Genomic DNA, 25,988 nt, shown 5'->3' on the forward strand with positions numbered 1-25,988 from the left:
AAGAATGCTGTGCAATACAAACCTTGTCAAGTACAGTGGTTTTCTCTTACAACTTCCTAACAATTCTACCAATAAATCCATACATCCTAAAAAATGGCTTTAAGTTTGCTATTAAACGCATTCCAGCCATTCACCATTCGTTCCCATACCGAACGGTCATTCCCCTCTTCAGGTTCCTCAACAGCTTCTTGTAATTCGCTTTGGCTAAACATAAGCAAACCAGCTGCTGTCGCATACATTGATCGGCGTAATGCAGCTTGATGCTGATCATCAGCATACACCTGTAACGGTGGATTACCTAAATGAGCAGATACACCTAGCATACGACGCGCTAAACTCACCATACCTTCAATCTGGCAAGCATCACCTGTCAATACAACGCCATGATATAGGCCATGGATTGCACCGCTTTGTTCGAGTTCTTCGCGAATCTGGCTGAAAATCTCTTCATAACGCGCAATAATAATTTCTGATAACTCAATACGACTAATCGTTTGAGGCCCATCAATGCCCTGTACCTGAATCATATGGTCAGGCTTAACAGCACTTAGATCAACACAACCATGCAGAATTTTAATGCGTTCAGCTTCTTCAGTGGTTGTTTGCAACACAGCAGCAATGTCACGTGTCACATGTTCACCACCACGTTGTAATGTACGTGCTAAAGCCAAACGACCATCTAAATAAACTGCTAAGTTGGTAATACCTGCACCAATATCAACTAGACAAACGCCATATTCTTTTTCATCTTTCAGCAAACTTGCTTCAGCCGTAGCTAAGCAAGAGACCACCATTTTCTCTACACCAATGTTCGCACCTTTCATGGCACGATCAAGGTTTTGCATAGTGGCAATCGGCATCATCATGAGTTGATAGTGGCCAGTCATGCTATGAGCGGTCATATTGATTGGGTTTTGAACCCATTCAGCAGAGTCGCCTAACTCAAACCCTAACGGGACAGCACTTGCTAAATAGTAGTCAGAAGTCACATGGCTTGCTTTTGCTAATTCTAATGCACGTACAACTTCATTGGTTGTAATCACATGTGCTGGATTAGCAACAGGTGTGCGTCCAGAAGCATAGAAACTTTGCAGCTCGGTACTCGGAATAGATACCCACGCACTATGAATGCGACATTCGGCCATATTTTCCGCTTCAGCAACGGCGTTTTTAATCGCAGCAATGACTTTATCGAGACTTACAATTTTTCCTTTGTTCATGCCTCGATTGCGAGCAGTTGCCATACCGATAACCTGAATGTTATCCGGCGCATGAATTTTTCCAATCAAAACTGAAACTTTATGCGTCCCAATGTCAATCGCAACAACTGAGGGAACAGCTTCACTCATCACTCATACCATTTCTTTGTTGTCTAATACCAGGCAAATTGCCTATTTTAAAGCCACGTATTATGGCTTTGCTTTTGCACCACCTGCAATGCTTGTGTCATCACTCGTTACAACAAACTGACCATTCACAATTTTAGGTGGGGTTGCATTCTTCCATTGAATAGATAATCCATTACGATATCGCAAATCAATGGCTGAGATTTTCGTCCACACAGGTTTTAGGTCAGATTGTGCCAAGTGACTTAAACGTTGCAATTTATTCATTGTTTGGTCTTGGTCAACAATAATTCGTAAACCAGAGTCAAACTGCATAAACCAAGTCATTCGCTCTGTTAGATATAACTCTTTTAAACGCAAATTAACAGGATGGAATAACTGATTAATTTCATTATAGCGTCGCATCATCATTTTCGACTGGCTTACCGGACCATGTAACAGCGGAAGCTCAGGATGAAGTCTCGGTTCTGCCTCACTAAATACGTCACCACCATCGCTTAATAAGCGACCTGTTCCCCAACGGGCGATCGCATGTCGAGGCATCACACGAACACGAATACCATTTGGCCAGGCACGAGATACGACAACTCGGTCTACCCATGAAATTTCTAATGCTTTATCACGAATCTGTTCTAAGTCAGACGTGAAATAATTATCTTTTACAATCGGTTGCACATATCGCATCACTTGCTGATTCTCAACCGGAGTTGTTGAACCTACCACTTCAAGTTTTGCGACAGTTGCATCAGTAATAACTTTATATAGACCGTAAATTCCGGCTGCCAAGACTAAAAAGGCAATAACCAGCAACACCCATCCGCCAGCATTGGCAAGCTTTTGCTTGCGCGTAGGCGGTTTTTCATGAATGGAGGTAATCGCCGCACGTTTACGGCGCATGGAAGCCGGAAGTTGTGCCATATTTAAGCCGTACCTTCCAATGTTTGCTCAAGAATTGCAACACACAATTCATCAAAACTATAACCCACAGCTTTAGCTGCTTTTGGCACAAGCGAGTGGCTGGTCATACCTGGTACGGTATTTACTTCTAAAAGCCAGAAATTACCTTGCTCATCCTGCATTGCATCAATACGGCCCCAACCTTCTGCACCTACGGCTTGGAAAGCACGTAAACATAAGGCTTGTAGGTTTTTCTCTTCGCTCTCGCTGAGACCACAAGGAATACCATACTCGACATCATTACGTTGATATTTTGCTTCATAGTCATAGAAAGCAACATCTGCTGGTGGCTGCAAACGAATAACAGGTAAAGGCTGACCATTTAAAAATGAAATCGTAAATTCACGACCCGTAATCCATTTTTCTGCCATCACTACAGCATCGTGCTGAGTTGCTTTTTCAATTGCTGCTGCAAAATCTTCAGCTTTCTCAACCTTACTCATGCCTACACTTGAACCTTCATGTACAGGCTTGATAATGACAGGCAAACCTAATTCAGCAATGACTGAATCTAGGTCTGTTTCTTTAGTAATAATGCGATACGGTGCTGTTGGTAAGTCACTGCCTTGCCAAATTTGCTTGGTTTTGACCTTGTCCATACCAATTGCAGAACCTTGCACACCTGTTCCTGTATAAGGAATGTTTAACCACTCAAGTGCGCCTTGGATTTGACCGTCTTCACCACCACGACCATGCAATACAATAAATGCGCGGTCATAGTTTACAAGTTCAGTTACGCTACGGTCTTGCGGATCAAATGCCTCAGCCTGAACACCTGAACGTAACAAAGCGTCCAGAACTGCCTGACCACTATCTAAAGACACAGCACGCTCAGCCGATTTTCCACCAAGTAACACAGCAACTTTGCCGAATTTTGTAGCATTTGACACGTTTAAATCCTTAACCCGATAATTCAATACTTTTTGTTTATTTCACATACAAATGATGCTGTGCAAGTTCTACTGAAATTGCTCCCACGTTACCTGCACCTTGCGTTAATAACAAGTCATTTGGTTGTAACACATTTTGCATGATGTTTTGCAAATTACCGTCAACCGGATCAATCAAAATCGGCTCAACTTGACCGCGCAAACGAATGCTACGCGCCAAAGTACGGCTATCTGCGCCAACAATTGGTTTTTCTCCAGCCGGATACACTTCTAATAATAATAATTGGTCGACTTGAGATAAAACTTCAATAAAGTCATCAAAACAATCACGAGTACGAGAGTAACGGTGGGGTTGGAAAAGCATCACTAAACGACGGTCAGGGTGGCTCTGACGAGCAGCTTTAATTGTAGCTTCCACTTCTTTCGGGTGGTGTCCATAGTCATCAACTAATTTCACATTACCTTCACCAAGCTCAAATTCACCTTGTACTTGGAAACGACGTCCAACACCACTAAAGCCTTTTAATGCACGGCTAATTGCTTCATCTGAAACGCCTTCATCGGTAGCAACACCAATTGCAGCCAAAGCATTTAAAACATTATGCAAACCAGGTTGATTAATCGTTAGACGTAACGGTTCACGGCCTTTACGTAATACCGTAAAGTGCGAGCGCATGCCATCTTGCTCTACATCAATCGCACGGATGTCATTATCTTCGTTAAAACCATATGTAATAACTGGACGGCCTACACGTGGCAAAATCTCACGAACGTTTGCATCATCGCCACAAACTACCGCTAAACCATAAAACGGTAAGTTATGTAGGAATTGTACAAACGTATCTTTTAATTTATCAAAGCTACCTTCATAAGTGTCCATATGGTCAGCATCGATGTTGGTTACAATCGCTGCCATTGGCTGTAAATAAAGGAAAGATGCATCTGATTCGTCAGCTTCAGCGACAATAAAACGGCTTTCACCAAGAGCTGCATTTACACCAGTACTGTTAAGTAAACCACCGATCACATAAGTTGGGTCAAGGTTCTCTTCGGCCAACATAGTGGTTAACAAACTCGTTGTTGTGGTTTTGCCATGTGTACCTGCTACCGCGATACCATGACGGTAACGCATAAGCTCACCGAGCATTTCTGCACGACGTACAATCGGAGTACGTTGTTCAATCGCTGCTTTAATTTCCGGATTTTCCGGATCAATAGCAGTTGAAACCACAAGCACATTGGCGTTTTTAATATTTTCTGCTTCGTGTCCGATATAAACCTTAATGCCATTTTCTTCTAATTGTTGTGTAGTTTTAGAAGCTTTAATATCTGAACCGGAAATTTTATATCCTTGGTTAGCTAACACCTCAGCAATACCACACATACCTGCTCCGCCAATACCCACAAAATGAATGTGTTTGATACGGCGCATTTCAGGCACTTTAATCAATTTTTTTGCTTGGTTTGCAGCTGTTATTGGAGACATAGTAAATCCGATTACATTTTTTGAATAAGATCAACCACATGCTGAGTTGCATTTGGTTGGGCATGTTGACGCGCTTTCACTGCCATTTCTGTAAGTAATGGGCGGTTCATCAACGTGGTAAACAATTGATTTAAAACTTCTGGTGTCATAGTCGATTGCTGGCAAATTTTTGCAGCACCGACATCGGCCAGAAATTTGGCATTTGCAGTTTGGTGGTCATCCACCGCAATAGGAAGCGGTACAAAAACTGCTGCAACACCAGCTGTTGCTACTTCTGTCACAGTTAAAGCACCAGCACGGCAAATAATCAGGTCTGCTTCGCTATACGCCTTTGCCATATCTTCAATAAAAGGCAAAACCTGTACAGTTAAATTTGCTGGCACATCTGCATACAAAGCTTGAGTCGCCTCAACTTGTTGCTGACCACACTGATGGAAAATATTCAGTGGAACTTGAAGTTGTTTTAATGCTGGAGGTAAGCGTTCATTGAGTGCTTTTGCACCTAAAGAACCGCCTACAATTAAAATATTTAAAGGTTTACCCGCTTGCTCACGCTCATCGTAACGCCACTTTGGGCTTAAGATATCAGTGATCTCGCGACGTACCGGATTTCCAGTCGTTACCACTTTTTCGCTAGCAGGAAAAGTATTTGGAAATGCTTCACACACCACTTTAGCCACGCGTGATAACTGTGCATTGGTAAAACCAGCAACCGCATTTTGCTCATGAATGAGAACAGGAATACCTAATAAGCGCGCCGCCAAGCCACCAGGGCCTGCAACATAGCCACCAAAGCCAGCTACCGCATCAACTTTAAGCTGTTTCATATAGCGCATTGCACTAAAAGTTGCTTTTAAAATTTTAAAAGGTGCAGCGAGTTTACGGATGACTCCATTTCCGCGCACACCTTGAATATCAATTTGATAAATTGGAATATTTTGATCTTTTAATAAGCGATTTTCCATACCTGTTGGCGTGGCTAACCATGAAACCTGACAACCTTGCTGTTGAAGTTGTTTGGCTACGGCGAGGGCTGGAAAAACATGTCCACCAGTACCGGCAGCCATCATCATGACATGTTTAGGTTTGCTTTGCTGTGAATCTGTCACGGTCTAATTCTTCAACTCAAAAAACAATGGAAATTGTCATCTATTTTTGTAGCCGTTTATTTTAATCCTAAAGCTTCATTAACGAAAAGCGAATTTCACTCGTTTATAACAGAAAGATGTGCTTTTTTGAAAATATGCCTACAAAGCGCTAGCGTATTTCATATTGTGGTTTTATTAATTCATATATTTTTAGGTGATTTCCCAATATTCGCTTAGGAAATCACCCAAAGTAGATTATTAAGCAGGACGGCCAGTTTCTAATACGTCAAATAGATCATCGGCAATTGAAGTACCAAATTGAGCATCAATTTCACGAATACAGGTTGGGCTGGTGACATTAATTTCAGTGACATAATTACCAATTACATCAAGCCCAACAAATACCAAACCTTTTTCACGCAAGAAAGGACCAATTTTCGCTGCAATCTGCTTATCGTTTTCAGTAAGTGGTCGTGCTTGACCTAAACCACCAGCTGCCAAATTCCCGCGCACTTCACCATTTTGTGGAATACGAGCAAGACAATAAGGAACAGGCTCACCATTTACCATTAAAATACGCTTATCCCCTTCTACAATTTCAGGAATATAACGCTGAGCCATAATTGGACGAGTGCCTAATTCTGTCAACATTTCCAATGTAGAACCAATATTTACACCATCTTGGTATAAACGGAAAATTCCCATCCCACCCATACCATCAAGTGGCTTAACAATCACATCGCCATGTTCTTTAATAAATTCACGAATCAAGCTCTGCTGTGATGTCACAAGTGTAGGCACTTGTAGCTCTGGAAACTGCGTTGCAAAAAGTTTTTCGTTGCAATCACGCAATGACTGAGGCTTATTAATAATCCATGAACCTTCACGCTCAGCTTGTTCAAGCACGTAAGTCGTGTAAACAAAATTCATGTCAAATGGTGGGTCTTTACGCATAAGTACAACATCGTAAGCCGCGATAGATTCTTTTTTCTTTTCGCCTAACTCATAATAATGGTTGTAATCTTCGAAAACTTTTAACGGAGAGATGAGACCGTAAGCCTTACCTTGATCGATATATAAATCTTGTTGTAATGCATAGCCTAACTCATGTCCACGACGGCTCGCCGCCCACAACATTGCCATGGTTGAATCCTTTTTCAGATTTACGGTTTCAATCGGATCCATGACGACAAGTACACGCATGCTCAAGCTCTTCTTAAAATTTAAATTAGCATGAGTATAGCTGAGATTTTTCACTCGTTTTTCTTAATTTTAGTAAAACCTTATCGGTTATTTCTTTATCTTGAATTAAGGTAAATTCAGTTAAACTACTCCCATAAAATATTATTTTTAAAGGCTAAAGATGAAACTTTATCGCTATTTAACCGGACCTGATGACTCTGCTTTTTGTGCACGAGTGACTAAAGCACTTAATCATGGTTGGGAGCTCTATGAGGCACCTACTATGACTTTTAATGGCTCTCAAGTTATTGTAGGCCAAGCAATTTGCAAAACAATTGATGAAAATTATGATCCAGAAATGGATATTTTAGATGTTCTCAAAAATAATGCTTAACTCCAAGGGTGCTTTTAGCCGTAGAGCACCCTCTTCAAAACCCTATTCATAAATAAAACTAATCATTTCATTCAATCGAATTTTTAATAAATAAATTATATTTTAAAAATCAATTATTAAAAAAACAATCAATGTAATTTTGCAGGCAATAGTTCTTTTATTCTAAACAATTAAATGATTATAATTATCATTTATACTTTTATTTTTGTTAACTGATTTTATTTTTATGTTAAGAATTTCTATATCATCTCCCCAAATTAAGCGTCTTTTCCCGCTGAGCTTACTCAGTTTAATGATTTTGAATATTCAAGGTGCCTATGCAGAGGAATTAGCTGACTCATCTTCAAAAGTTGCAGCAGTTATGCCAACTATAAAAATTGAAGCGATGAGTGAACTCGATCCCATCAAAAGTTATATCGACTACGACAAAGCCAATGTCACACGTAATGGTTTAGACAAAAAAGATATTCCGCAAACTATTGATACTATTGATGTTCAAAAATATAAAATTTATGGATCAAATGACTTAAGCGTCATGCTGCAAGGTACACCAGGTGTATCAACCAGTTACGATATGCGCGGCGATGGGATCACGATTCGTGGTTTTGGTGCCGACACAGGCGATATTTACCGTGATGGTATACGTGAAAGCGGACAAGTACGTCGCAGTACAGCAAATATCGAACGTATTGAAATTTTAAAAGGCCCCGCTTCTGTTTTATATGGTCGTAGTGCTGGTGGCGGGGTTGTGAATATGGTGAGTAAGTTCGCCAATTTTGACTCTAAAAGTTCAGTTGGTGCATACGCAGGTTCTTACGACAACTACGGAACAACTGCCGACATTAATCAAGTCATTAATGACAATTTAGCAATACGTTTGACTGGAGAATATGGCGAGTCAGGCAGCTTCCGCTCTGGCATTGAAAATAAAATTGAAATGTTTTCACCAAGTTTCACTTATAAAAATGACGATGGAACACTCACTTGGACCACACAATATACTTATGACAAATTAGGTCGAGTTCCTGACCGTGGGCCAACGCGTGATAATCTACCTGCAGGTACATCTATCAAAACAGGATTTGCCCAAGATGGCGATTATGTTGATGATATTTTGCAAGTGGTACGTACCGATGTGAATTATGAATATGCGCCTGACTGGAACTTCCACTGGGCAGCGAGTTACCGTCAAGCAGAACAAAACTTTGATCATTTTTATTTTGGAACTTATTGTGGGTTAGATGGCAAAGATTTAAAAGGTAAAACCTGTACAACAAAAAAAGGCTATATCAATCAAATTTACTACTGGCAACAAACTAGCAATAAGACCACGACCAATACCTTTGATATTAAGGGCAAGTTCAAAACGGGGCAGCTCGAACATCAAATTATGGTCGGTACAGATTGGACTTATGAACAACGAGAACCGCGCCTAGCCAATAAGACTCAAAACGGTTCAGCCATTTATGGTTATGTTAATCCGCTCACTGGTGAGCGTGAATATAGCCGAGGTAATGGCCCTCTTTTAATTAGCCAACATAACTACAATGAAGGCACCACTTATGGTGTATTTATTCAGGATTTAATTGGTCTAAATGACCAACTCAAACTCATGATGGGGTTACGCTACGATTATTTTGACTTTTCAACAACCAACAAACTTAACAATGATCATCGTAATGTAAAAGATAGCAGTTTTAGTCCAAATGTGGGTTTAGTATGGCAACCTGTTCCAGAGCATAGCTTTTATACCTCTTACTCTAAGAGTTTTACACCATTTGGCGGACAAATGGGTGTTAACCAAGTTACTGGAAACACCGATGTCACAAAAATGGATAAAGAGCCTCAATATAACGAGCAATATGAAGTGGGTGTAAAAAGTGAATGGTTGGATAATCGTTTAAATACACAATTTTCTGTCTTTGATATTCGTAAAAATAATATTCGCTATAAACCAAACCCAGACAGTGAGCCAGATTTATGGGCAACTGCCGGTCAGCATCAATCTCGTGGTCTTGAATTTAGTTTTATTGGCCGTGTACTTGATAATGTCTTTGTTCGCGGTGGGTATGGCTATACCGATGCAAAAGTAAAAGAAGACAAACAAAATCCTGAACGTGAAGGCAACTATTTAGCAAACACATCTAAGAACACAGGTAATTTATTTGTTCGCTATTTACCAACCGAGCAGTGGTATACCGAGGTAGGTGTGACTTATGTTGGGTCGTATTATCCAAATATTAATAATCAAGTAAAAATGGAAGGCTTTAACCGTGTCGATGCAGCGATTGGCTACAGTGCCGACCCTTGGAATGTCACACTTGCGGTAAATAACCTAACCAATAAAGAGTACTGGCGTTCGGACAGTATGCCAGGCACACCACGTAATGTGTTATTGCGTTTAAATTATCAGTTTTAAGTAAGTATTAAAAAGGCATACCCCTATTTAGGGGTATGCCTTTTTATTTTTAGATACCGTATTTCTCACGATAAGCTTGCATATTGGCTAAAGCTTCTTTTTCGTCTTTAGTGATAACCGAATAGGGATCAATGAAAATTTGGGTACCCTCTTGGAGTGTAAGAAGTATGATGGGAAGGTCGGCTTTTTGCTTTTCTTAGGTAACTAAAAATATTTAACTAGTTAATTTTAAATAACCAAAATTATAGTATCCAGAATAAACAGTTATTATGTTAAATAGAGGTATTTTCTTCATTTGATTTAGAATTTTTTTGTTTTAGATACTCTCTTAAAAGTTGCAGAATAAATTTATTCACTTCATAGTACAATCCAAAATTGTAAATAAGTTATATGGAAACTTTGACTAAAAATGAAATTAAAACAATTAATATGTATTAGTTTTTTTGCACTTTCCCAATCAACATTTGCAGCAAACCTTCAATGTAAGAAAGACTATGAAACAGTTATTTCAAAAAATATTATTGAAGTAAGTACAGCATTTAATTCTGGAAATTTACGATATATTGAAAGTAAAACTGATTCCTCTTTAATTAATTACATTGGAGGAAAGGATGCTTATAAAAATTTACTGGAACTTGCAGCCAATTCTTTTAGAGAAAAGAATATAGTCGTTTCCAAAGTTGAAACTAGTCCGCCTCAAAATAATTATATTGTTGGTAATAATGAACTTTGCTTTGTTCCCAAACAGGTAACATTAATGATTAATGGAAAACAACAACTTGGAAGCAAATCTTTTATGTTAGCAGTACGTCCGCTTGCATCTAAAGAATGGAAATATCTTGATGGTTCAGGTTTTCAGAAGAACCCTCAGATGTTGTATGTGTTATTTCCTGATTTTCCACGTAATATCAAAATTTCATTGTTAAATAGTAAATAATCTTGATAATGACTCTATTTTTAAGATTACCTAAAATTAACACAATATGTCTTATGCAAAATGCTTCAACTTTTCCTTTTAGCATCAATATTTTAATCAAAGCCATTTCAGGATTCCACGCATCAATAATTTGATTAAATTATAAAAAGGAAGCAGAAGCTTCCTTTTTCTACATCTAACTCTTAGATACCTACTTCTCACGATAAACTTGCATATTTGCTAACGCTTCTTTTTCACCTTTCGCTTTTAAATAATCCATTAAATTTTTCATAGTAAACAGTGCGTGCACAGGAATTTCTAATTCTTAGAAAACTTACCTTGGCCACGTTCTTGACGATCTAATGCCACCAACACACCCGCAATAGTTGTATCAGCATTTTTAAAATAGTGCAGTCATACTTGCGGTTAATAATCTAACCAATAAAGAGTACTGATATTCAGACAGCACACTAGACACACCACGTAATGTGCTATTGGGTTTGAATTATCGATTTTAAGTAAATATTAAAAAGGCATACCCCTATTTTAGAGGTATGCCTTTTTGTTTTTAGATACTGTTTTTGTGTCATCTTAAGGCTGGCGTAGCCCATAAAGATCAATTTTCCAAAGAACATTCAGCGTTGTAGCAACAAAGAGCACTGATTCAACCACTGCCAGACCAGCAGAGTAATCACAATGATGAATATATACCCAAGCAGTACTTTCACTAATATAGTCAGAATTTGTACGTAATAAGCGATTATCTGTAGTCGAAGCGAATAGGATATCACCATAAGCACTCATTGCATTGACAGTTGCATCCTGAACAAATGCGGTCATCGCTGTCCATGATGCCGTTGTTCTCGTTGCCGGAGTTCTCCACAGCGCCCCTACACTATCAACTGCGTAAAGCATTCCACCTGTAGCAGCTAATGCCTTGGTACCACCCGTAGGTCCTGTCCCTATTGAAGTCCAGTACTGCCCTACTGCTGAAGCAGGATACCACCAAAGTTGATTATCGGTTGTAACACAATAAAGTGTATCCCCAAGAGCGGCCATTGCAATAACATTATTTGCCTGAGCAATATCACGCCAAGCCACGTCTGCACCAATAGGATAGCGTTGTAAAAGCCTATTTAGGGTCGTAGCCATAAAAATTTTGCCATTTAATGCTGTAAGTGCAGTACAACCATTGGCACTCCCAATATTCTCCCAGTCCCATGTTATACGCTGTTTAAGACGGGAAAATACGTTACGTGTGATGGTAGTTACAACAGAATCACTTCCCAAAACAGATAACCAATCTGTTGTTCCCGCATTAAAAACTGTGCCATTGTGAGAAAATATACTCATTGTCGCGCGTCCAGGTTTGCCAGTCCAAGAGCGCAGATCTGCCGAGGCAAGTACAGTTGTAGTCAGTGGTGTATTTTGATCACCGGTAACACGTGGATAACCCTCTACTTCTTCTACATAAGCTGCAGCATCAACCTCATAGGTCATAAATGCTGTAGTTGTAGTTGCCGAGGAAACACCGTTGAACACCCAATGTCCTGGAAACCGAAGTGTATATGCTGTTGCTGTTCCACCATAAGCCCCATCAGCAAAACCACTACCAAGAAATGAATTTTGCGGCCGGTTTAATGGCGGCTCTGCCCATGCTACAGTTGTATCATAAGCATTTAAATTAGGATCATTACCAGCATATTTGTAGAAAACAACCATACGATTCCCTTGTTCTAACCTTACAGCTCGATAACAAGTATTCCCAGAGAGTACGATCACGTTACCACCATTAGCAATAAATTGCTCTGTCTGGTCTCTCATTGCTCGCGTCCAGTACTCATCATGTCCTGCAATGATCAAACAATCATAATTAGTGAGCAGAGTTGAGATACTATGAAGGTCCACACTCGAACAATATTCGATCGGTATCCCTTCTGTTTCAAGCCAGCGAATAAGTATGGACTCAGGCCCATTACTTGCAGGAGTGCCACCTGATCGATTAAAGGAAACTTTGCTCGCACGAGTTCCCGCCCCACCACTATTATAATCATATAAACTCTTACCACCCGCTGCATTATAAGCAGTTGGCGTTAAAAACGAGATTTGTAAAAGAACTTTTGAAACCGCTGCTTGAGTGGCTGGTCGAATCACAAAAGTAAGTACGTCCTGTCCCGAATAAGCTAGCCTATATAGCCCAGGAGGCCAATTCGAAGGGATATTAAACGTTACTGAAACTGGCCATCCGAATCCTTCCCATGGGTTTGTTGCAGGAAGTGATCGGGTAAAAAGAGTTGTAGAGAGTGTTGATGATACTGTAGTTGTTCCTATACGCTCTACGGTTAAACTGGTTATCCCAGGTGAATCAGTACTGAGATAAAAACTTATTGAACTTCCTGGTAAAGCGGAAGTTGCTGATGAATATCCTGAAACTGCCATATCTCCACCTCGTATCCTTATGAAATGAAAAACTGGAAAATTTTCTACATCTTTTAAAGCTTTTATATATAAATGAGCTGATTTCTAGCATTCGTCAAGATCAATAACTTAGGACAATTTTTTAAAAATAAAAATTATTAAATTTTATTATTCATCAGTAATTTATATATTTTACCAAAAAGAAAAAAAACACTTCAAATTATCAATTTTAAGTCTTAAATATTGATATATGTTTCATATGAATTTTATAATAAAAATGGACCAAAAAATAAAAAATCAAAAGGTTATTTAGTAATAAAAATCAAATTATTAGTTAATAGTTTATGTTCTTTAACAGAGAAACAAATATTTCGTAGGGTTTTTACTGCATTATTCATATTTCATTTAAGAAAAATTAATAATGAAAAAGGAAGCTTTACGCTTCCTCTTTAAATTATTAAAAATCAAATTCCATATTTCTCGCGGTAAGCTTGCATATTGGCTAAAGCTTCTTTTTCGTCTTTTCCATCTAAATAATCCATTAAGTCCTTCATGGTAATGAGGGCATGCACAGGTATTTCTAATTCTTTTTGAACTTCTTGAATTGCAGAAAGCTCACCTTGGCCACGCTCCTGACGATCTAGCGCAACCAAAACACCAGCAATGGTTGCACCAGCATTTTTCAAAATCGTTACGACTTCACGAATCGCTGTACCTGCGGTAATCACGTCATCAATAATCCAGACTTTTTTACCTTCAACCGCAGCACCAACTAAAACACCGCCTTCACCATGATCTTTTGCTTCTTTACGGTTAAAGCCCCATGGCACGCTCTTGTTATGTGTTTGTGATAAAGCAACAGCAGTGGCTGCTACAAACGGAATACCTTTGTAAGCTGGTCCAAAAATAACATCAACATTTTCACATTGTGTTAATTTATCGGCATAGCCTTGTGCTAAAAGAGATAAAGCTTCACCATCGTTGAGTAGGCCTGCATTAAAAAAATAAGGACTCACGCGTCCAGATTTTAAAGTAAACTCACCAAATTTAAGCACACCGCGTGATAATGCGAGTTCGATAAATGCTTGCGGGTTAAATGACACAGGCGTTGTCATGAGGTGCTCCAAATTCACAATTGAGGTTAAATTTTCGCATGATACCAAAGGATCAGTATCCAAGTGATGTAAAAATTCTTCGAGTCGTTTCCATTAACGTAAATGGCTTACGTTCTTCAGTAACGAAAGGCTTACTTGAATGGTTAGAACAATCCGATGCCGATGTTGTATGCATGCAGGAAAGCCGCATTACCCATGAACAATGGACTGAAAAGTTTAGACCCGAGGGATGGCATACCCATCTTTTTCCAGCAGAGCGTGCAGGCTACGCAGGTACTGCAATTTATAGCCGCTTACCCTTTGTCTCTATTAAAGATGGTTTAGGGTTTGAATTGGCCGATAGTCAAGGCCGCTTCATTTCTGCCGAATTCGATTTAGGTTTGTCACATCCCGTACATATTGCATCATTATACTTACCTTCGGGCTCAAGTGGTGAAGAAGCGCAGGCACGTAAAGATTTATTTTTAGGTGAATACGCCAAAATCTTAAAACAATGGCGTGATGAGAATAAGTCCATCATTATTTGTGGCGATTACAACATTGTTCATAAACGAATTGATATTAAAAACTGGTCTGGCAACCAAAAGTCATCTGGCTGTTTACCACATGAACGTGCATGGCTTGACCATATTTATGATGAACTTGGCTATGTAGACACCTTCCGTGTGGTAAGAACAGAAGCGGAATTATATTCATGGTGGTCAAATCGCGGTCAAGCGCGTGCGAAAAATGTAGGTTGGCGTATTGACTACCAAGCATGTTCACCAGACTGGAAAGCACGTACAGCAAATGCATGGGTCTTTAAAGATCAATGGTTTAGTGACCATGCCCCTGTGATTATCGACTATAAAATTCAAGAGTAAGTGAACAAGTGTTCACTTGCATTGTCGTTTTTACTTACAACACATGTCGTTTTTGAGTATTTTTCTTACACACGTTTAACGGCATTATAGCCCCACGGCACAGGGAAGCAGTCAGGATGACGCAAAAGGATAGGACGCCGTAGGAAGATAAAATAAACTTAGATTAAGTTTATTTGCAAGGATGTGACAATGGACGTTGAAATGAGACCCGCATGATCAGGATGATTAAATGCGGGTTTTCTCTTTTCTATCTCTTATTTTTTGCGCTAAGTTCTTTTAGTTTTCTAGATTCTTCTTATTGAGTTCATTATTACCTTGTCTTATGACAATAACATGACATTCTTTATTGTTTTAATCATTATTCTTCATTTGTTTTAAAAGTATCGGTATAAAGTAGTGCTCAAATGCATTTTGGGTTAGGCTGTGTGTTCTTTCTTTTTGACATGGTCCGATAAAATGTTAAAAATTTATGGTATTAAAAACTGTAATTCAATGAAAAAAGCATTTGATGCCTTACAAGCAAAAGGTTTGAGCTACGAATTTCACGATTATAAAAAACAAGGAATTGATGCCGATACCTTGAAAATCTGGTTAAAAGAAATTGGACAAGATACCGTTCTCAACAAGAAAGGTACTACGTGGAAAAAACTATCTGAAGATGAACAGGCTCGTGCATTAAGCAGTGAAGATCATCTTATTGAAGCATTGATTGCTCAACCAAGCTTAATTAAACGACCAGTTCTACAGACCTCTAAAGGTTTTCTGGTAGGTTTTGATGAAACTGCTTATCAAAACTTAAATGCATAAAAAAACGAGCCAAATGGCTCGTTTTTTATTTAAACTTTTAGTTCGCACGAATCCAAGTTTGGTTGCGACCCAATGCTGAAACACCAATATAGCCACGCAATTTAAGCTTTTTGCCGCCATCAGCCAACTCACCTTTTAATTTGTAAGTTTTGCCAGATTTCGGGTCTAAAATTGTACCGTTTTCATAACTGGTACCACCTACATTTTTTAGATTATGTACAATGGTCACACCTTTAAGCGGTTTGTTTTTATACGGACCTTCACATTTTGTACAAGCATTTTCTTCACCTGGTGTCAAAATGTTTTGAATGGTTGCAGTTAAGGTTCCATCCTTCTGTTCCGTAAACTTTACTACGGCTTTGGGCTTATTGGTTTGGTCATCAATCGTTTTCCATACCGTTCCGTTTAGTGGGTCAGCCGCATTGGCAAATGCAGCCATACCAACAAGTCCTAAAGCTAAAGCAATCTTTTTCATTTTTGTAATATCCTTGGGTCTTTCAAGACTTCAGTATTCAAAACTCGCAACGATATTGCAATTTTTGAATGTGACTGTTTCGTGTAACCTTGTAACCTTGAAAAATAAAATTTATAGGGAAACAAGTTATTAACATAAGCGGATACTATATGAATATACCAAGCGTTTTAAAATATTATTTAACAGAAACATTTCTTAAAACAGCAATTCGCAAGCCAAGTCAGTTGAATTTACCTCCAACTGCCCTGCGTCCTATGCTTGAACAACTTTGCCGAGCATTTCCAAAACAAAAAAATGTAACTGTTCGTCCGATCCGACTTGCGGGTGTCAAAGGGGAAGAGATCAAAGCTCAGGATTCAGCAACCCAGCTTATTTTTCACATTCACGGCGGCGCTTTTTTTCTTGGTAGTGTCAAAACACATCATGCATTCATGACGGATTTAGCAGCCCGTACTCAAATGCAAATTATTCATGTGGACTATCCGCTTGCTCCCGAGCATCCATATCCTGAAGCGATCGAAGCATTATATGACGTATATCAATCGTTATTAGTTCAGGGTATCCAACCCAAAGATATTATTTTATCGGGCGACTCATGTGGGGCCAATTTAGCTTTGGCACTTTGCTTACGCTTAAAAGAACAACCTGAACTCATGCCAAGCGGTTTAATTTTATTATCACCTTTTTTAGATTTAACCCTAACCAGTGAATCTTTAAGATTTAACCAAAAACATGATGCCCTACTTTCTCTTGAAGCCCTGCAAATTGGTATTCAACATTATATTGGCAACCATATTGCAGCAGATGACCCACGTGTTTCGCCCATTTTTGATAACTTAGAAGGTTTACCGCCAACATTAGTTCAGGTCGGTTCAAAAGAAATTTTATTAGACGATGCAAAACGCTTTAGAGAAAAAGCTGAAGAAGCAGGTGTCAAAGTACATTTTAAGCTTTACACAGGTATGTGGCATAACTTTCAAATGTTTAATGCGTGGTTCGATGAAGCAAAACATGCGATGGCCGATATTGCTGAATTTGCTCATGAACTTGATAAAACTTAATTAAAATAAATGAAGTGATGAGTGTGAAATACTTCTCACTTCATATTAGTTATAAAAACCTTAATCTTAAGGTTTAATGAATAAATCATGATATGTTTAGGTTATGAATCATTCCAACTCTCCCACTTTAGAATGATCTAAAAAAGACATCTCTATTTAGGAGTTCCTTTATTATTATGAAAATTCGTTTAATCACTCATCCTATAAATAAAATAAAACAGGTGGTTCTCGAATTCATCCATAACAACCATATTATTAACTGGACGCCTTTACAAAAAAGCGCACTGATGCTTGTACTCGCCTGTGCAATGAATTTCAGTTGGATTTTATGGAAAGGCTATATTTTAATAACGCCCAGTATTTGGCAATGGGCAAACTTGCCTTTAGTCGAGTCACAGCTCTGGCTCAACCTATTGACCTTATTTTTATTAGCATTACTGATTATTCCGTGTTATCGCTACAAAGACCAAGACTGGGCACAAAGAATTATTCCTCTTATTAGCGTACAAGTCTTTATGCTCATGCTGTGCCATGATGGATATTTAATAGGAAGTATCAGCCCTGCCACAATGGTCGGTTATGTAGGTACGATTGGCGTAGGTTTGGTTTTATTTGAAAGAAAAATTGTTTATAGCGCCTTTATACCAGCAACAATTATTTTAGCCGTATGTACTTATTTAAGTATGAATGGGGTTATGCCCTACGCTCCACTATTTAACTTCACGGCAATCCGACATGCTCAAACCAATCCTTTTTGGTTAGGAAGTATGCTGTTTTTTATTATGCCGATTTTAGTCGCCTGTTTTATTTTATTTGAAATATTGCTGACTCAATGGCGCCAACGAGAAACTTATATTCAACGCTTAAGCCAGATCGACCCATTAACTAATGTATTAAATAGACGTAGTTTAAATACCCATCTGGAAGCACTTCACGAACAACAATTCGATTATGCTTTAGTACTTCTCGACATAGATCATTTTAAAAAAATTAATGATGTATATGGACATCATCAGGGCGATCAGGTCCTGATTAAAATTGCCCAATGTTTGTCTGAGAACTTACGTAATGAAGACATTATTGGTCGATTTGGTGGAGAGGAATTTATTTTAGTACTTCCGCATACTGATATTACTCAAGCGGAAAAAATTGCAGAGCGTTGCCGACTTGCCTTACAAGAGTTATCTATTTTCAACAATCAAAATATCCAGATTCATGTAAGTGCAAGCTTTGGAATTAGCAGTTCCGCTTTTGCAAACGATCCATACCTCGTCATTCGACAAGCAGATGAAGCGCTTTATGCGGTAAAAGCTTCAGGACGCAATCAAGTACGCACTTTTCACCAATTACCACATATAGAGTCAATTTAACTATTTAGCCTTCGATAAACTTGCAAGCTGTTGCAACAGCTCTTGCTGACTGAATGCACCTGTTAAACGTAAAGAACGAATTTCTTGTTGATGCTCATTTAAAAACAGATAAGTTGGTGGCCCAAGAATATTCCACTGCTTGAGTAGAGCTTCGTGTGACTGATCATAATGACTCAAATCAAGCTTAATGAGATAGTACGGCGCAAGAGCTGACTGAACTTCTGGTGCTTTTAAAATACGATGCTCAATAGGCTGGCAAGCCACACACCAATCTGCATAGACATCAACGACAATAGCCCGATCAGTGGGTGCTGCTGCTAAAATCTTCTGGAAGTCTGCTGCTGTAGTCGCAACATGCCATTCAGCTATGTGTTCGGAACTTTGCAAACTGCGATTTTGTATGTGTTGGTACTGATTATAGGCAACAAAAGGAGTAACCAATAAAAGTAGTAATGCATAGAGCCACTGTAACTGTCCTTTTTTCCAAAAGAACTGATAAAGTGCGTAGGCAATAAAAGCCAGCCCTAGCAATAAACTAAGCACTTGCATGCCCCAATCTGGCAATAAAGGGCGAATAAAATAAAGACTTAATCCCAACATCAGAAAAGCAAAAATCACTTTAATCTGATGCATCCAATCGCCTGCTTTAGGTAAAAATCTTGCACCTAAAACACTAGCGATGAGTAAAGGAATCCCCATTCCAAAACCTAAACAAAATAAAAGCAAAGCACCTTGCCATTGGTTTTGAGTTTGAGAAATAAATAATAAAGTTCCAGCCAAAGGTGCGGTCATACATGGACCAACCAAGAGCGCAGAAACCACGCCCATAACACCTGCACCAACCAAAGTACCGCCTTGTTGCATAGACTGAATACGATCAAGTCGATTTAACCATGTTTGCGGTAAACGAAGCTCAAATAGTCCAAACAGATTCAGCGCAAAAACTACAAACAGTAAACTAAACGCGATAAGCGTAGCAGGCTGTTGTAACCAACGTTGGAAATTTAGCCCTGCTGAAGAAGCGATTAAACCTAGACCCGCATAAACCAATGCCATACTACATACAAAGGTAAGCGCAATCGTCCACGCTTTTAAACCTTTATGCTCTCGAATAATCAGTGACGTTAAAATCGGGAGCATGGGTAAAGAGCATGGCGTGAATGCGAGCAGCATGCCTAAGCCTAAAAATAATAAAACACCATACCAAAGCGAGTGTTCAATGAGTTTCGCCGACCAGATCTGATCTTCTGCAATTTGAGGAGTAGTCGTGTCTGTTTTAGTTTCTGAACTTGTTTGATTGGTTAAACTTTCTTGAGACGCTGCTTGTGTATTTGCCAAATCTAATAAGCGTTTCGATGCGGTCCCTGCTTGGTTTTGCACACCAACCAAACCATCTGCATCGGTTTGAAACTCAATGGTTTGTGGCGGATAACAAATACGGTCTTTGGCACAGCCCTGCCAAGTTACAGTGTAGTGCTCTGAAGGCTTGGTCTTAATTTGAAAATTGACTTGATGATAATAAACCTGACTTTGCCCGTAGTTTTCATCATATTGAGAAACGGCTTTAGGTAAATTTAAAGCTAAAGGCTGAGTACCCTGCTGTACAGTAAATTTATGCTGATACAAATAATAATTCGGCTGAATCTGCCACGATAATTTCGCGGTATGCGATTGTGGCGACTCAACCGAAAATGAAAAAGCCTGTTCTGGTGAAAGTAGCTTATCTTCTGCAAAAACAAACTGGCTCAATACAAAACTAGCAGCTGCTAGAAAATAAATAATTCCCTGAGAAATAAGCTTTTTCATTAACATCAATCAAGTTGGTTTTATCAGAATAAGAATGCCATACCCAAGCCACCATGGTAGCCTTTATCTTGCCCCTCTAAATCGACACCTACACTTGCATCAAGTTGAGTACGTTTATTTAGTGCATAGACTAAACCTGTACCTAAACCATATTGGTAGTCTTGGCTTTCAGCTTTACGGTAAACAAATTCAGAATAACCAGAAAGTTTGCCGGCAATTTTATAATTGATTGTTGGAATAGCAGTTACAGCCCAGTTGCTGTTTTGCACTTCGTAACGCATAGTAATTGCAGTATTGATCAAATCATCATACTGGTACGCTACTGCTGAACTCAGGCTATAAATGTCGTCATGTGCGGTAAACTCATCATTACCCGTTGCAATGAGCGCTTGAGCCAACACAGCCATTGTTAAATTTTCATCATTTAAATCAATCGCTTTTTTTAAGCCGATGCTTACATCACCTAAACCAGAAGTATCTGTTTTTTTACCAGCACGTTTGGTTTGAGTCCAACCCGGACCTTGCCAACCTAATTGTAATTCTAAGTCTTTAGCCAAACCTGTACGGAATAACATATCGCCATGTACAGTTACGGTTTTTTCTTTCACGCCATCAACAGTTGATTCTGTATAAGTCGCACTTGGTAAACCTTGTTCCCAAGCTAACTGCCCCACTGGAGTGATACCTGTTCCGAAGCCTGAACCTGGACGGTCAAACGAGAACTCTGCAGCAAAAGTACTTCCTGCAGCAATAGTGGTCAGAGCAAAAGTTAAAATTTGAAATGTTCTCATTCTATATTCCAATCAAGTAGTTAGTTCTTTTGACATTTTTGCTCCATGATGGCGCAATAACTCTAGTGTTTCACGCTCTTCTTGAAGCGCTTCTGACCAATCTATTTCATCAAAATCACAATCAAAGAACAACTGACTGATTGAAGATAAAATGGTGAGTCCTTCTTCATCACGTGTGTTTGGATCAACTTTTTCATCAAGTAAACGTTGAACCGCTGGTGCGCATGCCGAACTTGCTGCATCCCATAGTGGGCCATAAAATTCTTCTGCATCCCAAAGATGAACATTTGCCTTAGCCTGAATTAAGGCTTCAAGGATATCGAGATAAACTTGTAATGATTGTTGCTTTTCTTCTTTTGATAAGGGAGTACCAGCTTCATAAGCTTCTGAGACGTCTTCCCACCATTTAAAAATTCCATCACAAATAATTGATACGGGTGGCCCTTGTTCCGGATCAATGAAATTCGGATCAAGCCCCTCAGCAAGTAATTTTTGTACTTGCGTAAGTTCTAATTCTTCTATGGCTTTAATTAAAGCCTGCTGCTGGGTGGTTAACATGACCATCTCTCAAAAATATATTAGCGCTATTATGCCTAATCTCTGATGAAGATTTTAGAGGTCAATGCTATTGCATTGCAAACCAAAAGTTGTGAAGAGTTTTTATCCGTCTTTTTATACTCCATAAAAAAAAGCCCCGAAGGGCTTTTTAGCATTTTTTTAAGCTTCATCATCAATGAGTTCTGGTTGACCACCTCTCGGGTGCTCTTTTTTCTCAAAGGTATGTTCAAGACTACGTTTTAATTTTTCAATCGCGCCATGAATTGAGGCATCAATATTTCCTGCTTTATGGTGCACTGCAACTGGTTTCAAGCCAGCAGGACGTGCTTCGATCATACAGTGGATATCTTTATCGCCACCTTTGTCCCCATTTTCATCACTAAAATGAACCGAGAAATGCGTAATACGTTCGCTATGACGTTGGAATTCTTGAGTAAGTTCTGCACGTACATAAGTAATTAAACGTTCACTATTATGGATGTTTTTATCTGTGCGGATTTCAATATTCATAAATACCATCCTCTCTTTCTTACTGTGGATCTTTTCTATGCAAAACTTTTTTATGTTGGCATGTTTTAAGCATGCATGAACTGACTTCAATTGTACATTTTGATGGTGTAATGGTTTGTTATCTCCTGACTTAAACGTACTGCTTTTAATTTATTTTGAAGATCTTCATACCTTCAATATCAGTCCATCTATAAAAATATGCAAGCTGATTTTTTAAATTTTTATGAAAAATTGAACAAAAGGAGAGCAATTGTGACCGAATCTTATCTATCTGGAGCAGAACTCATTGAGCAGATTCAAAAGTCTCCTTATTCACGTGATTTAATCGGTTATCACGGTCAGCCTCCACAGGTGAAATGGCCTAACAATGCTAAGGTTGCCGTGCAATTTGTGCTGAATTATGAAGAAGGTGGCGAAAAACATATAGAGCATGGCGATGAGGGTTCGGAACAGTTTTTATCAGAGATTATTGGTGCTGCAAGCTATCCAGCCAAGCATATGTCGATGGACTCTATGTACGAATATGGTTCACGTGCTGGTTTTTGGCGCATCCATAGTGAGTTCCAACGGCGCAAGCTCCCAATGACTATTTTCGGTGTTGCCATGGCGCTGGCTCGTAACCCATATATTGTCGAAGCGATTAAAGAAGCTGATTATGATGTGGTGTCTCATGGTTACCGCTGGCTTCACTATCAAGACACCGACATTGAAGTCGAAAAACAGCACATGGAACAAGCCTTATCACTTTTAGAAAACTTGTTTGGAAATAAAACTATAGGCTGGTACACCGGACGCGATAGTCCCAATACCCGTCAGTTACTCGCAGAGTTCCCACAAATACAATATGACTCAGATTATTATGGCGATGACCTGCCTTTTTGGACAACACTGACCAATACCGCTGGTGCATCACGTCCTCACTTAATTATTCCTTATACACTCGAATGTAACGATATGAAGTTCTGTTCACCGGGTGGATTTAATAGCTCAGAACAGTTTTTTCAATATTTAAAAGATAGTTTTGATGTGTTGTATGCAGAAGGAGAAACTGCACCAAAAATGATGTCGATTGGAATGCACTGCCGTATTTTAGGGCGTCCGGGTCGTTTTAAAGCCTTACAAAAATTCCTCGATTATATCGAAATGCATGATCGGGTCTGGGTGTGTCGTCGTCAGGATATTGCAGAACATTGGTATAAAAATCACATAACTCAATAATTGATTTTTAATTTTCTAAATTCTTAAGCAAATCTCAAATCACTCTTGGCACTGTTATTGCTAAAACTCTATATCGACAACAATGAGTTTAGGAATAACAGTGTTTTTAGCCGAGTTTAATCAAGCCCCACCCGACCAACTCAAGACTCTGTTAAACAACTGCGTCCATATTCCAACTTGGGCCGAAAAAATTATTTCAGAACGGCCCTACTCATCAACATCAGTTCTGTTAGGACATGCAGAACAATTAAGCCACACGTGGTCATGGCAAGAAATACAAACAGCTTTAGCTACCCATCCAAAAATTGGGGAACGACAGGCAAAAAAACAGCTTAATGCAAAAGAACAAAATTTTTCAGCTCAAGAGCAAGCTGGCATTTCCTTAGATGAGCAAACACAACAAGCTCTGCTACAAGGCAATCTCGACTATGAACAGAAGTTTGGCTTCATTTTTTTAATTAAAGCAGCGGGCCTTAGTAGCAACGAGATTTTAAAAAAACTTAATCAACGTCTTCAAAACAACTTAGCTATAGAAAAAGTCATTGTACATGAGCAACTCGCAGCAATTGCTCTATTACGTCTATCTCAGGAAATACAAGCATGATCAGCACTCATATTTTAGATACAAATTTAGGTAAACCCGCTGCAGAAGTCGAAGTGAAGTTATTTCATGCAGCAACCCATGAACTGATTGCAACCGCAACCACCAATAAAGATGGTCGAGTAAGTGATTTTGGTATCAAAGATTTAACTGAAGGGCCATATCAACTTGAATTTGAAATTGCGCCTTATTTTTCGGCGAAGCAAGTCAAAACTTTTTTCCCGCGTGTTTGCATTCAATTTTTTATAGAAGACATCAAGCAGCACTATCACATTCCACTACTCATTAGCCCGTTTGCTTACTCTACTTATCGTGGTAGCTAACTGAATTAAAATAGGAGAAAAATATGAATGATCGACAAAAGAATGCGATTTCTCCAGAGCATGAATATTTAGGAATCTCGAAAAGTTTTGCTTACGGTTTACAACATGTGCTGACCATGTATGGTGGTATTGTGGCTCCGCCCCTTATTATTGGAACGGCTGCTGGTTTAAGCTCGGTACAAGTCGGAATGCTTATTGCAGCAGCCCTATTTGTAGGTGGATTGGCAACACTCATACAAACCATAGGAACCAAATATCTAGGCGCAAAACTACCTTTAGTTCAGGGGGTGTCTTTTGCTGGCGTGGCAACCATGGTCGCTATTATTACCACGGGCGGTGGCCTGCCTGCGGTTTATGGGGCGGTCATTGTAGCCTCTCTAGTTGGACTTTGCCTTGCACCTTACTTTTCAAAAATCATTCGCTTTTTCCCCCCTGTTGTGACTGGATGCGTCATCACGATTATTGGGCTATCTCTGTTACCCGTTGCGATTCGCTGGATGATGGGTGGCAACGATAAAGCACCCAACTGGGGAAGCGTAGAAAATATTTCTTTGGCCTTACTCACCTTAGGCATTGTGATTATTTTAAATATGCTGCCACAAGCTGGCATTCGTCGCTTATCTATATTATTAGCAATCGTGGCTGGTACGATACTGGCTTACTTTATGGGCTTCGGTGACTTTAGTCAGGTCAGCTCAGGTGCATGGCTGCAATTTCCACATTTCTTTGCATTTGGTTTGCCTACCTTTGAACTGAGTGCCATTTTATCAATGCTCATCGTCACCTTGGTGATTATGACGGAAACCACAGCCGATATTATTGCTGTAGGAGACATTGTAGGAACCGATGTCGATTCTAAACGTATCGCCAATGGTGTTCGTGCAGATATGTTCTCAAGTGCTATGGCACCTATCTTTGGTTCGTTCATGCAAAGCGCTTTTGCCCAAAATGTTGGGTTAGTTGCGATTACAGGCATCAAAAGCCGTTTTGTTGTGGCTGCAGGCGGTGTTATTCTCATTATTTTGGGGCTATTGCCTGTTATGGGGCGTCTAATTGCAGCAATTCCTATGCCTGTACTTGGTGGTGCAGGTTTGGTCTTATTTGGGTCAGTTGCAGCGAGCGGAATTCGCACTTTAGCAAAAATAAATTATAACGATCAGAAAAATTTGATCATTGTCGCGACTGCTTTATCGGCAGGAATGATCCCCATTATTAACCATGAGTTTTATGCACATTTTCCAGTTTGGGTACAAACTTTGTTCCATTCGGGTATTAGTTCGACTTGTATCTTTGCTATCTTATTGAATTTATTATTTAATCATTTGCCTTCATTTCGTAGCTCATCGACCCCTCATTTGAGCCAAACCATAAATACTAGAAATACACATTAATAG

General features: G+C 39.3%; 24 protein-coding genes and 1 pseudogene. 11 read left to right on the forward strand and 14 right to left on the reverse strand.

The window, feature by feature from the left end; genetic code table 11:
• Positions 1-86: 86 nt before the first annotated feature.
• The 6 genes from ftsA to gshB form a co-directional block, all read right to left on the reverse strand.
• A complete protein-coding gene (gene ftsA, locus RMA95_RS06625; protein ID WP_002053865.1) occupies positions 87-1,349 on the reverse strand; it encodes a cell division protein FtsA in 1,263 nt (420 codons plus the stop codon).
• 60 nt (positions 1,350-1,409) lie between these two features.
• Complete coding sequence (locus RMA95_RS06630) at positions 1,410-2,264, reverse strand: cell division protein FtsQ/DivIB (RefSeq protein ID WP_002053744.1); 855 nt, start codon at positions 2,262-2,264, stop codon at positions 1,410-1,412.
• A 2-nt stretch (positions 2,265-2,266) separates the two neighbouring features.
• Positions 2,267-3,193: a D-alanine--D-alanine ligase gene (locus RMA95_RS06635; RefSeq protein WP_002053928.1), complete on the reverse strand. Its 927-nt coding sequence runs from the start codon at positions 3,191-3,193 to the stop codon at positions 2,267-2,269.
• Positions 3,194-3,230: 37 nt separating this feature from the next.
• Positions 3,231-4,679: a UDP-N-acetylmuramate--L-alanine ligase gene (gene murC, locus RMA95_RS06640; protein WP_033855553.1), complete on the reverse strand. Its 1,449-nt coding sequence runs from the start codon at positions 4,677-4,679 to the stop codon at positions 3,231-3,233.
• 11 nt (positions 4,680-4,690) lie between these two features.
• On the reverse strand, positions 4,691-5,788 hold the full coding sequence (gene murG, locus RMA95_RS06645; RefSeq protein ID WP_274785705.1) for an undecaprenyldiphospho-muramoylpentapeptide beta-N-acetylglucosaminyltransferase: 1,098 nt from the start codon (positions 5,786-5,788) through the stop codon (positions 4,691-4,693).
• 237 nt (positions 5,789-6,025) lie between these two features.
• Positions 6,026-6,970 (reverse strand): glutathione synthase, encoded by a 945-nt coding sequence (gene gshB, locus RMA95_RS06650; RefSeq protein ID WP_304400904.1) that lies wholly within the window; start codon positions 6,968-6,970, stop codon positions 6,026-6,028.
• A 160-nt stretch (positions 6,971-7,130) separates the two neighbouring features.
• Here gshB and RMA95_RS06655 point away from each other — a divergent pair, with 160 nt between their 5' ends.
• The 3 genes from RMA95_RS06655 to RMA95_RS06665 all read left to right on the forward strand — a co-directional run bounded on the left by RMA95_RS06655 (position 7,131) and on the right by RMA95_RS06665 (position 10,699).
• On the forward strand, positions 7,131-7,343 hold the full coding sequence (locus RMA95_RS06655) for a DUF1737 domain-containing protein (protein ID WP_000781166.1): 213 nt from the start codon (positions 7,131-7,133) through the stop codon (positions 7,341-7,343).
• 226 nt (positions 7,344-7,569) lie between these two features.
• Positions 7,570-9,762, forward strand: a complete 2,193-nt coding sequence (locus RMA95_RS06660) for a TonB-dependent siderophore receptor (RefSeq protein WP_311069950.1) — start codon at positions 7,570-7,572, stop codon at positions 9,760-9,762.
• Between the two features lie 409 nt (positions 9,763-10,171).
• Positions 10,172-10,699, forward strand: a complete 528-nt coding sequence (locus tag RMA95_RS06665; RefSeq protein ID WP_311069951.1) for a hypothetical protein — start codon at positions 10,172-10,174, stop codon at positions 10,697-10,699.
• A 190-nt stretch (positions 10,700-10,889) separates the two neighbouring features.
• Here RMA95_RS06665 and pyrE (RMA95_RS06670) read toward each other — a convergent pair.
• The 3 genes and pseudogenes from pyrE (RMA95_RS06670) to pyrE (RMA95_RS06680) all read right to left on the reverse strand — a co-directional run.
• Positions 10,890-11,080 (reverse strand): annotated as a pseudogene (pyrE, locus tag RMA95_RS06670) (orotate phosphoribosyltransferase); the annotation flags it as partial.
• A 189-nt stretch (positions 11,081-11,269) separates the two neighbouring features.
• Entirely contained in the window at positions 11,270-13,117 is a 1,848-nt protein-coding gene (locus RMA95_RS06675) for a N,N-dimethylformamidase beta subunit family domain-containing protein (RefSeq protein WP_311069952.1), read from the reverse strand.
• A 443-nt stretch (positions 13,118-13,560) separates the two neighbouring features.
• Complete coding sequence (gene pyrE / locus RMA95_RS06680; protein ID WP_159137701.1) at positions 13,561-14,211, reverse strand: orotate phosphoribosyltransferase; 651 nt, start codon at positions 14,209-14,211, stop codon at positions 13,561-13,563.
• A gap of 38 nt (positions 14,212-14,249) precedes the next feature.
• On the opposite strand from pyrE (RMA95_RS06680), the gene RMA95_RS06685 reads away from it, so the two are divergent.
• Both RMA95_RS06685 and RMA95_RS06690 read left to right on the forward strand, forming a co-directional pair.
• Positions 14,250-15,074, forward strand: a complete 825-nt coding sequence (locus RMA95_RS06685; protein WP_263614827.1) for an exodeoxyribonuclease III — start codon at positions 14,250-14,252, stop codon at positions 15,072-15,074.
• 456 nt (positions 15,075-15,530) lie between these two features.
• Positions 15,531-15,881: an arsenate reductase gene (locus RMA95_RS06690; RefSeq protein ID WP_263614828.1), complete on the forward strand. Its 351-nt coding sequence runs from the start codon at positions 15,531-15,533 to the stop codon at positions 15,879-15,881.
• 37 nt (positions 15,882-15,918) lie between these two features.
• Here the strand turns inward: RMA95_RS06690 and RMA95_RS06695 are convergent, their stop codons facing one another.
• Positions 15,919-16,356: a DUF2147 domain-containing protein gene (locus RMA95_RS06695; protein WP_311069953.1), complete on the reverse strand. Its 438-nt coding sequence runs from the start codon at positions 16,354-16,356 to the stop codon at positions 15,919-15,921.
• Positions 16,357-16,505: 149 nt separating this feature from the next.
• Here RMA95_RS06695 and RMA95_RS06700 point away from each other — a divergent pair, with 149 nt between their 5' ends.
• Together RMA95_RS06700 and RMA95_RS06705 are read left to right on the forward strand one after the other, a co-directional pair.
• Positions 16,506-17,417 (forward strand): alpha/beta hydrolase, encoded by a 912-nt coding sequence (locus RMA95_RS06700; RefSeq protein WP_311069954.1) that lies wholly within the window; start codon positions 16,506-16,508, stop codon positions 17,415-17,417.
• Between the two features lie 176 nt (positions 17,418-17,593).
• Positions 17,594-18,787 carry a diguanylate cyclase domain-containing protein gene (locus RMA95_RS06705; RefSeq protein WP_311069955.1) on the forward strand — a complete coding sequence of 398 codons (1,194 nt, stop codon included), beginning with the start codon at positions 17,594-17,596 and terminating at the stop codon, positions 18,785-18,787.
• Here the strand turns inward: RMA95_RS06705 and dsbD are convergent, their stop codons facing one another.
• The 4 genes from dsbD to RMA95_RS06725 form a co-directional block, all read right to left on the reverse strand.
• On the reverse strand, positions 18,788-20,599 hold the full coding sequence (gene dsbD, locus RMA95_RS06710; protein WP_311069956.1) for a protein-disulfide reductase DsbD: 1,812 nt from the start codon (positions 20,597-20,599) through the stop codon (positions 18,788-18,790).
• A 17-nt stretch (positions 20,600-20,616) separates the two neighbouring features.
• A complete protein-coding gene (locus RMA95_RS06715) occupies positions 20,617-21,384 on the reverse strand; it encodes a transporter (RefSeq protein WP_311069957.1) in 768 nt (255 codons plus the stop codon).
• A gap of 12 nt (positions 21,385-21,396) precedes the next feature.
• On the reverse strand, positions 21,397-21,942 hold the full coding sequence (locus RMA95_RS06720) for an ankyrin repeat domain-containing protein (protein ID WP_263614834.1): 546 nt from the start codon (positions 21,940-21,942) through the stop codon (positions 21,397-21,399).
• 159 nt (positions 21,943-22,101) lie between these two features.
• Positions 22,102-22,452, reverse strand: coding sequence for an HPF/RaiA family ribosome-associated protein (locus RMA95_RS06725; RefSeq protein ID WP_263614835.1), 351 nt, complete (start codon positions 22,450-22,452; stop codon positions 22,102-22,104).
• A gap of 252 nt (positions 22,453-22,704) precedes the next feature.
• On the opposite strand from RMA95_RS06725, the gene puuE reads away from it, so the two are divergent.
• From puuE to RMA95_RS06745, 4 genes are all read left to right on the forward strand, one after another.
• Entirely contained in the window at positions 22,705-23,670 is a 966-nt protein-coding gene (puuE, locus tag RMA95_RS06730; protein ID WP_311069958.1) for an allantoinase PuuE, read from the forward strand.
• Positions 23,671-23,770: 100 nt separating this feature from the next.
• Complete coding sequence (gene uraD, locus RMA95_RS06735; protein ID WP_311069959.1) at positions 23,771-24,274, forward strand: 2-oxo-4-hydroxy-4-carboxy-5-ureidoimidazoline decarboxylase; 504 nt, start codon at positions 23,771-23,773, stop codon at positions 24,272-24,274.
• Positions 24,271-24,594: a hydroxyisourate hydrolase gene (uraH, locus tag RMA95_RS06740; RefSeq protein WP_004704888.1), complete on the forward strand. Its 324-nt coding sequence runs from the start codon at positions 24,271-24,273 to the stop codon at positions 24,592-24,594. Before uraD ends, uraH begins: the two co-directional genes overlap by 4 nt.
• A gap of 23 nt (positions 24,595-24,617) precedes the next feature.
• Positions 24,618-25,985: a nucleobase:cation symporter-2 family protein gene (locus RMA95_RS06745; RefSeq protein WP_311069960.1), complete on the forward strand. Its 1,368-nt coding sequence runs from the start codon at positions 24,618-24,620 to the stop codon at positions 25,983-25,985.
• Positions 25,986-25,988 lie beyond the last annotated feature (3 nt).

It is taken from the genome of Acinetobacter sp. V110_1, assembly GCF_031798975.1.
Lineage (GTDB): Bacteria > Pseudomonadota > Gammaproteobacteria > Pseudomonadales > Moraxellaceae > Acinetobacter > Acinetobacter nosocomialis_A.

Excerpts from the sequence above, each read along its gene's own strand:
- ftsA (WP_002053865.1), bottom strand. The coding sequence starts at position 1,349 with ATGAGTGAAGCTGTTCCCTCAGTTGTTGCGATTGACATTGGGACGCAT.
- RMA95_RS06630 (WP_002053744.1), bottom strand. The coding sequence starts at position 2,264 with ATGGCACAACTTCCGGCTTCCATGCGCCGTAAACGTGCGGCGATTACC.
- murC (WP_033855553.1), bottom strand. The coding sequence starts at position 4,679 with ATGTCTCCAATAACAGCTGCAAACCAAGCAAAAAAATTGATTAAAGTG.
- gshB (WP_304400904.1), bottom strand. The coding sequence starts at position 6,970 with ATGCGTGTACTTGTCGTCATGGATCCGATTGAAACCGTAAATCTGAAA.
- RMA95_RS06655 (WP_000781166.1), top strand. The coding sequence starts at position 7,131 with ATGAAACTTTATCGCTATTTAACCGGACCTGATGACTCTGCTTTTTGT.
- RMA95_RS06660 (WP_311069950.1), top strand. The coding sequence starts at position 7,570 with ATGTTAAGAATTTCTATATCATCTCCCCAAATTAAGCGTCTTTTCCCG.
- RMA95_RS06665 (WP_311069951.1), top strand. The coding sequence starts at position 10,172 with ATGAAATTAAAACAATTAATATGTATTAGTTTTTTTGCACTTTCCCAA.
- RMA95_RS06675 (WP_311069952.1), bottom strand. The coding sequence starts at position 13,117 with ATGGCAGTTTCAGGATATTCATCAGCAACTTCCGCTTTACCAGGAAGT.
- pyrE (WP_159137701.1), bottom strand. The coding sequence starts at position 14,211 with ATGACAACGCCTGTGTCATTTAACCCGCAAGCATTTATCGAACTCGCA.
- RMA95_RS06685 (WP_263614827.1), top strand. The coding sequence starts at position 14,250 with ATGATACCAAAGGATCAGTATCCAAGTGATGTAAAAATTCTTCGAGTC.
- RMA95_RS06690 (WP_263614828.1), top strand. The coding sequence starts at position 15,531 with ATGTTAAAAATTTATGGTATTAAAAACTGTAATTCAATGAAAAAAGCA.
- RMA95_RS06695 (WP_311069953.1), bottom strand. The coding sequence starts at position 16,356 with ATGAAAAAGATTGCTTTAGCTTTAGGACTTGTTGGTATGGCTGCATTT.
- RMA95_RS06700 (WP_311069954.1), top strand. The coding sequence starts at position 16,506 with ATGAATATACCAAGCGTTTTAAAATATTATTTAACAGAAACATTTCTT.
- RMA95_RS06705 (WP_311069955.1), top strand. The coding sequence starts at position 17,594 with ATGAAAATTCGTTTAATCACTCATCCTATAAATAAAATAAAACAGGTG.
- dsbD (WP_311069956.1), bottom strand. The coding sequence starts at position 20,599 with ATGTTAATGAAAAAGCTTATTTCTCAGGGAATTATTTATTTTCTAGCA.
- RMA95_RS06715 (WP_311069957.1), bottom strand. The coding sequence starts at position 21,384 with ATGAGAACATTTCAAATTTTAACTTTTGCTCTGACCACTATTGCTGCA.
- RMA95_RS06720 (WP_263614834.1), bottom strand. The coding sequence starts at position 21,942 with ATGTTAACCACCCAGCAGCAGGCTTTAATTAAAGCCATAGAAGAATTA.
- RMA95_RS06725 (WP_263614835.1), bottom strand. The coding sequence starts at position 22,452 with ATGAATATTGAAATCCGCACAGATAAAAACATCCATAATAGTGAACGT.
- uraH (WP_004704888.1), top strand. The coding sequence starts at position 24,271 with ATGATCAGCACTCATATTTTAGATACAAATTTAGGTAAACCCGCTGCA.
- RMA95_RS06745 (WP_311069960.1), top strand. The coding sequence starts at position 24,618 with ATGAATGATCGACAAAAGAATGCGATTTCTCCAGAGCATGAATATTTA.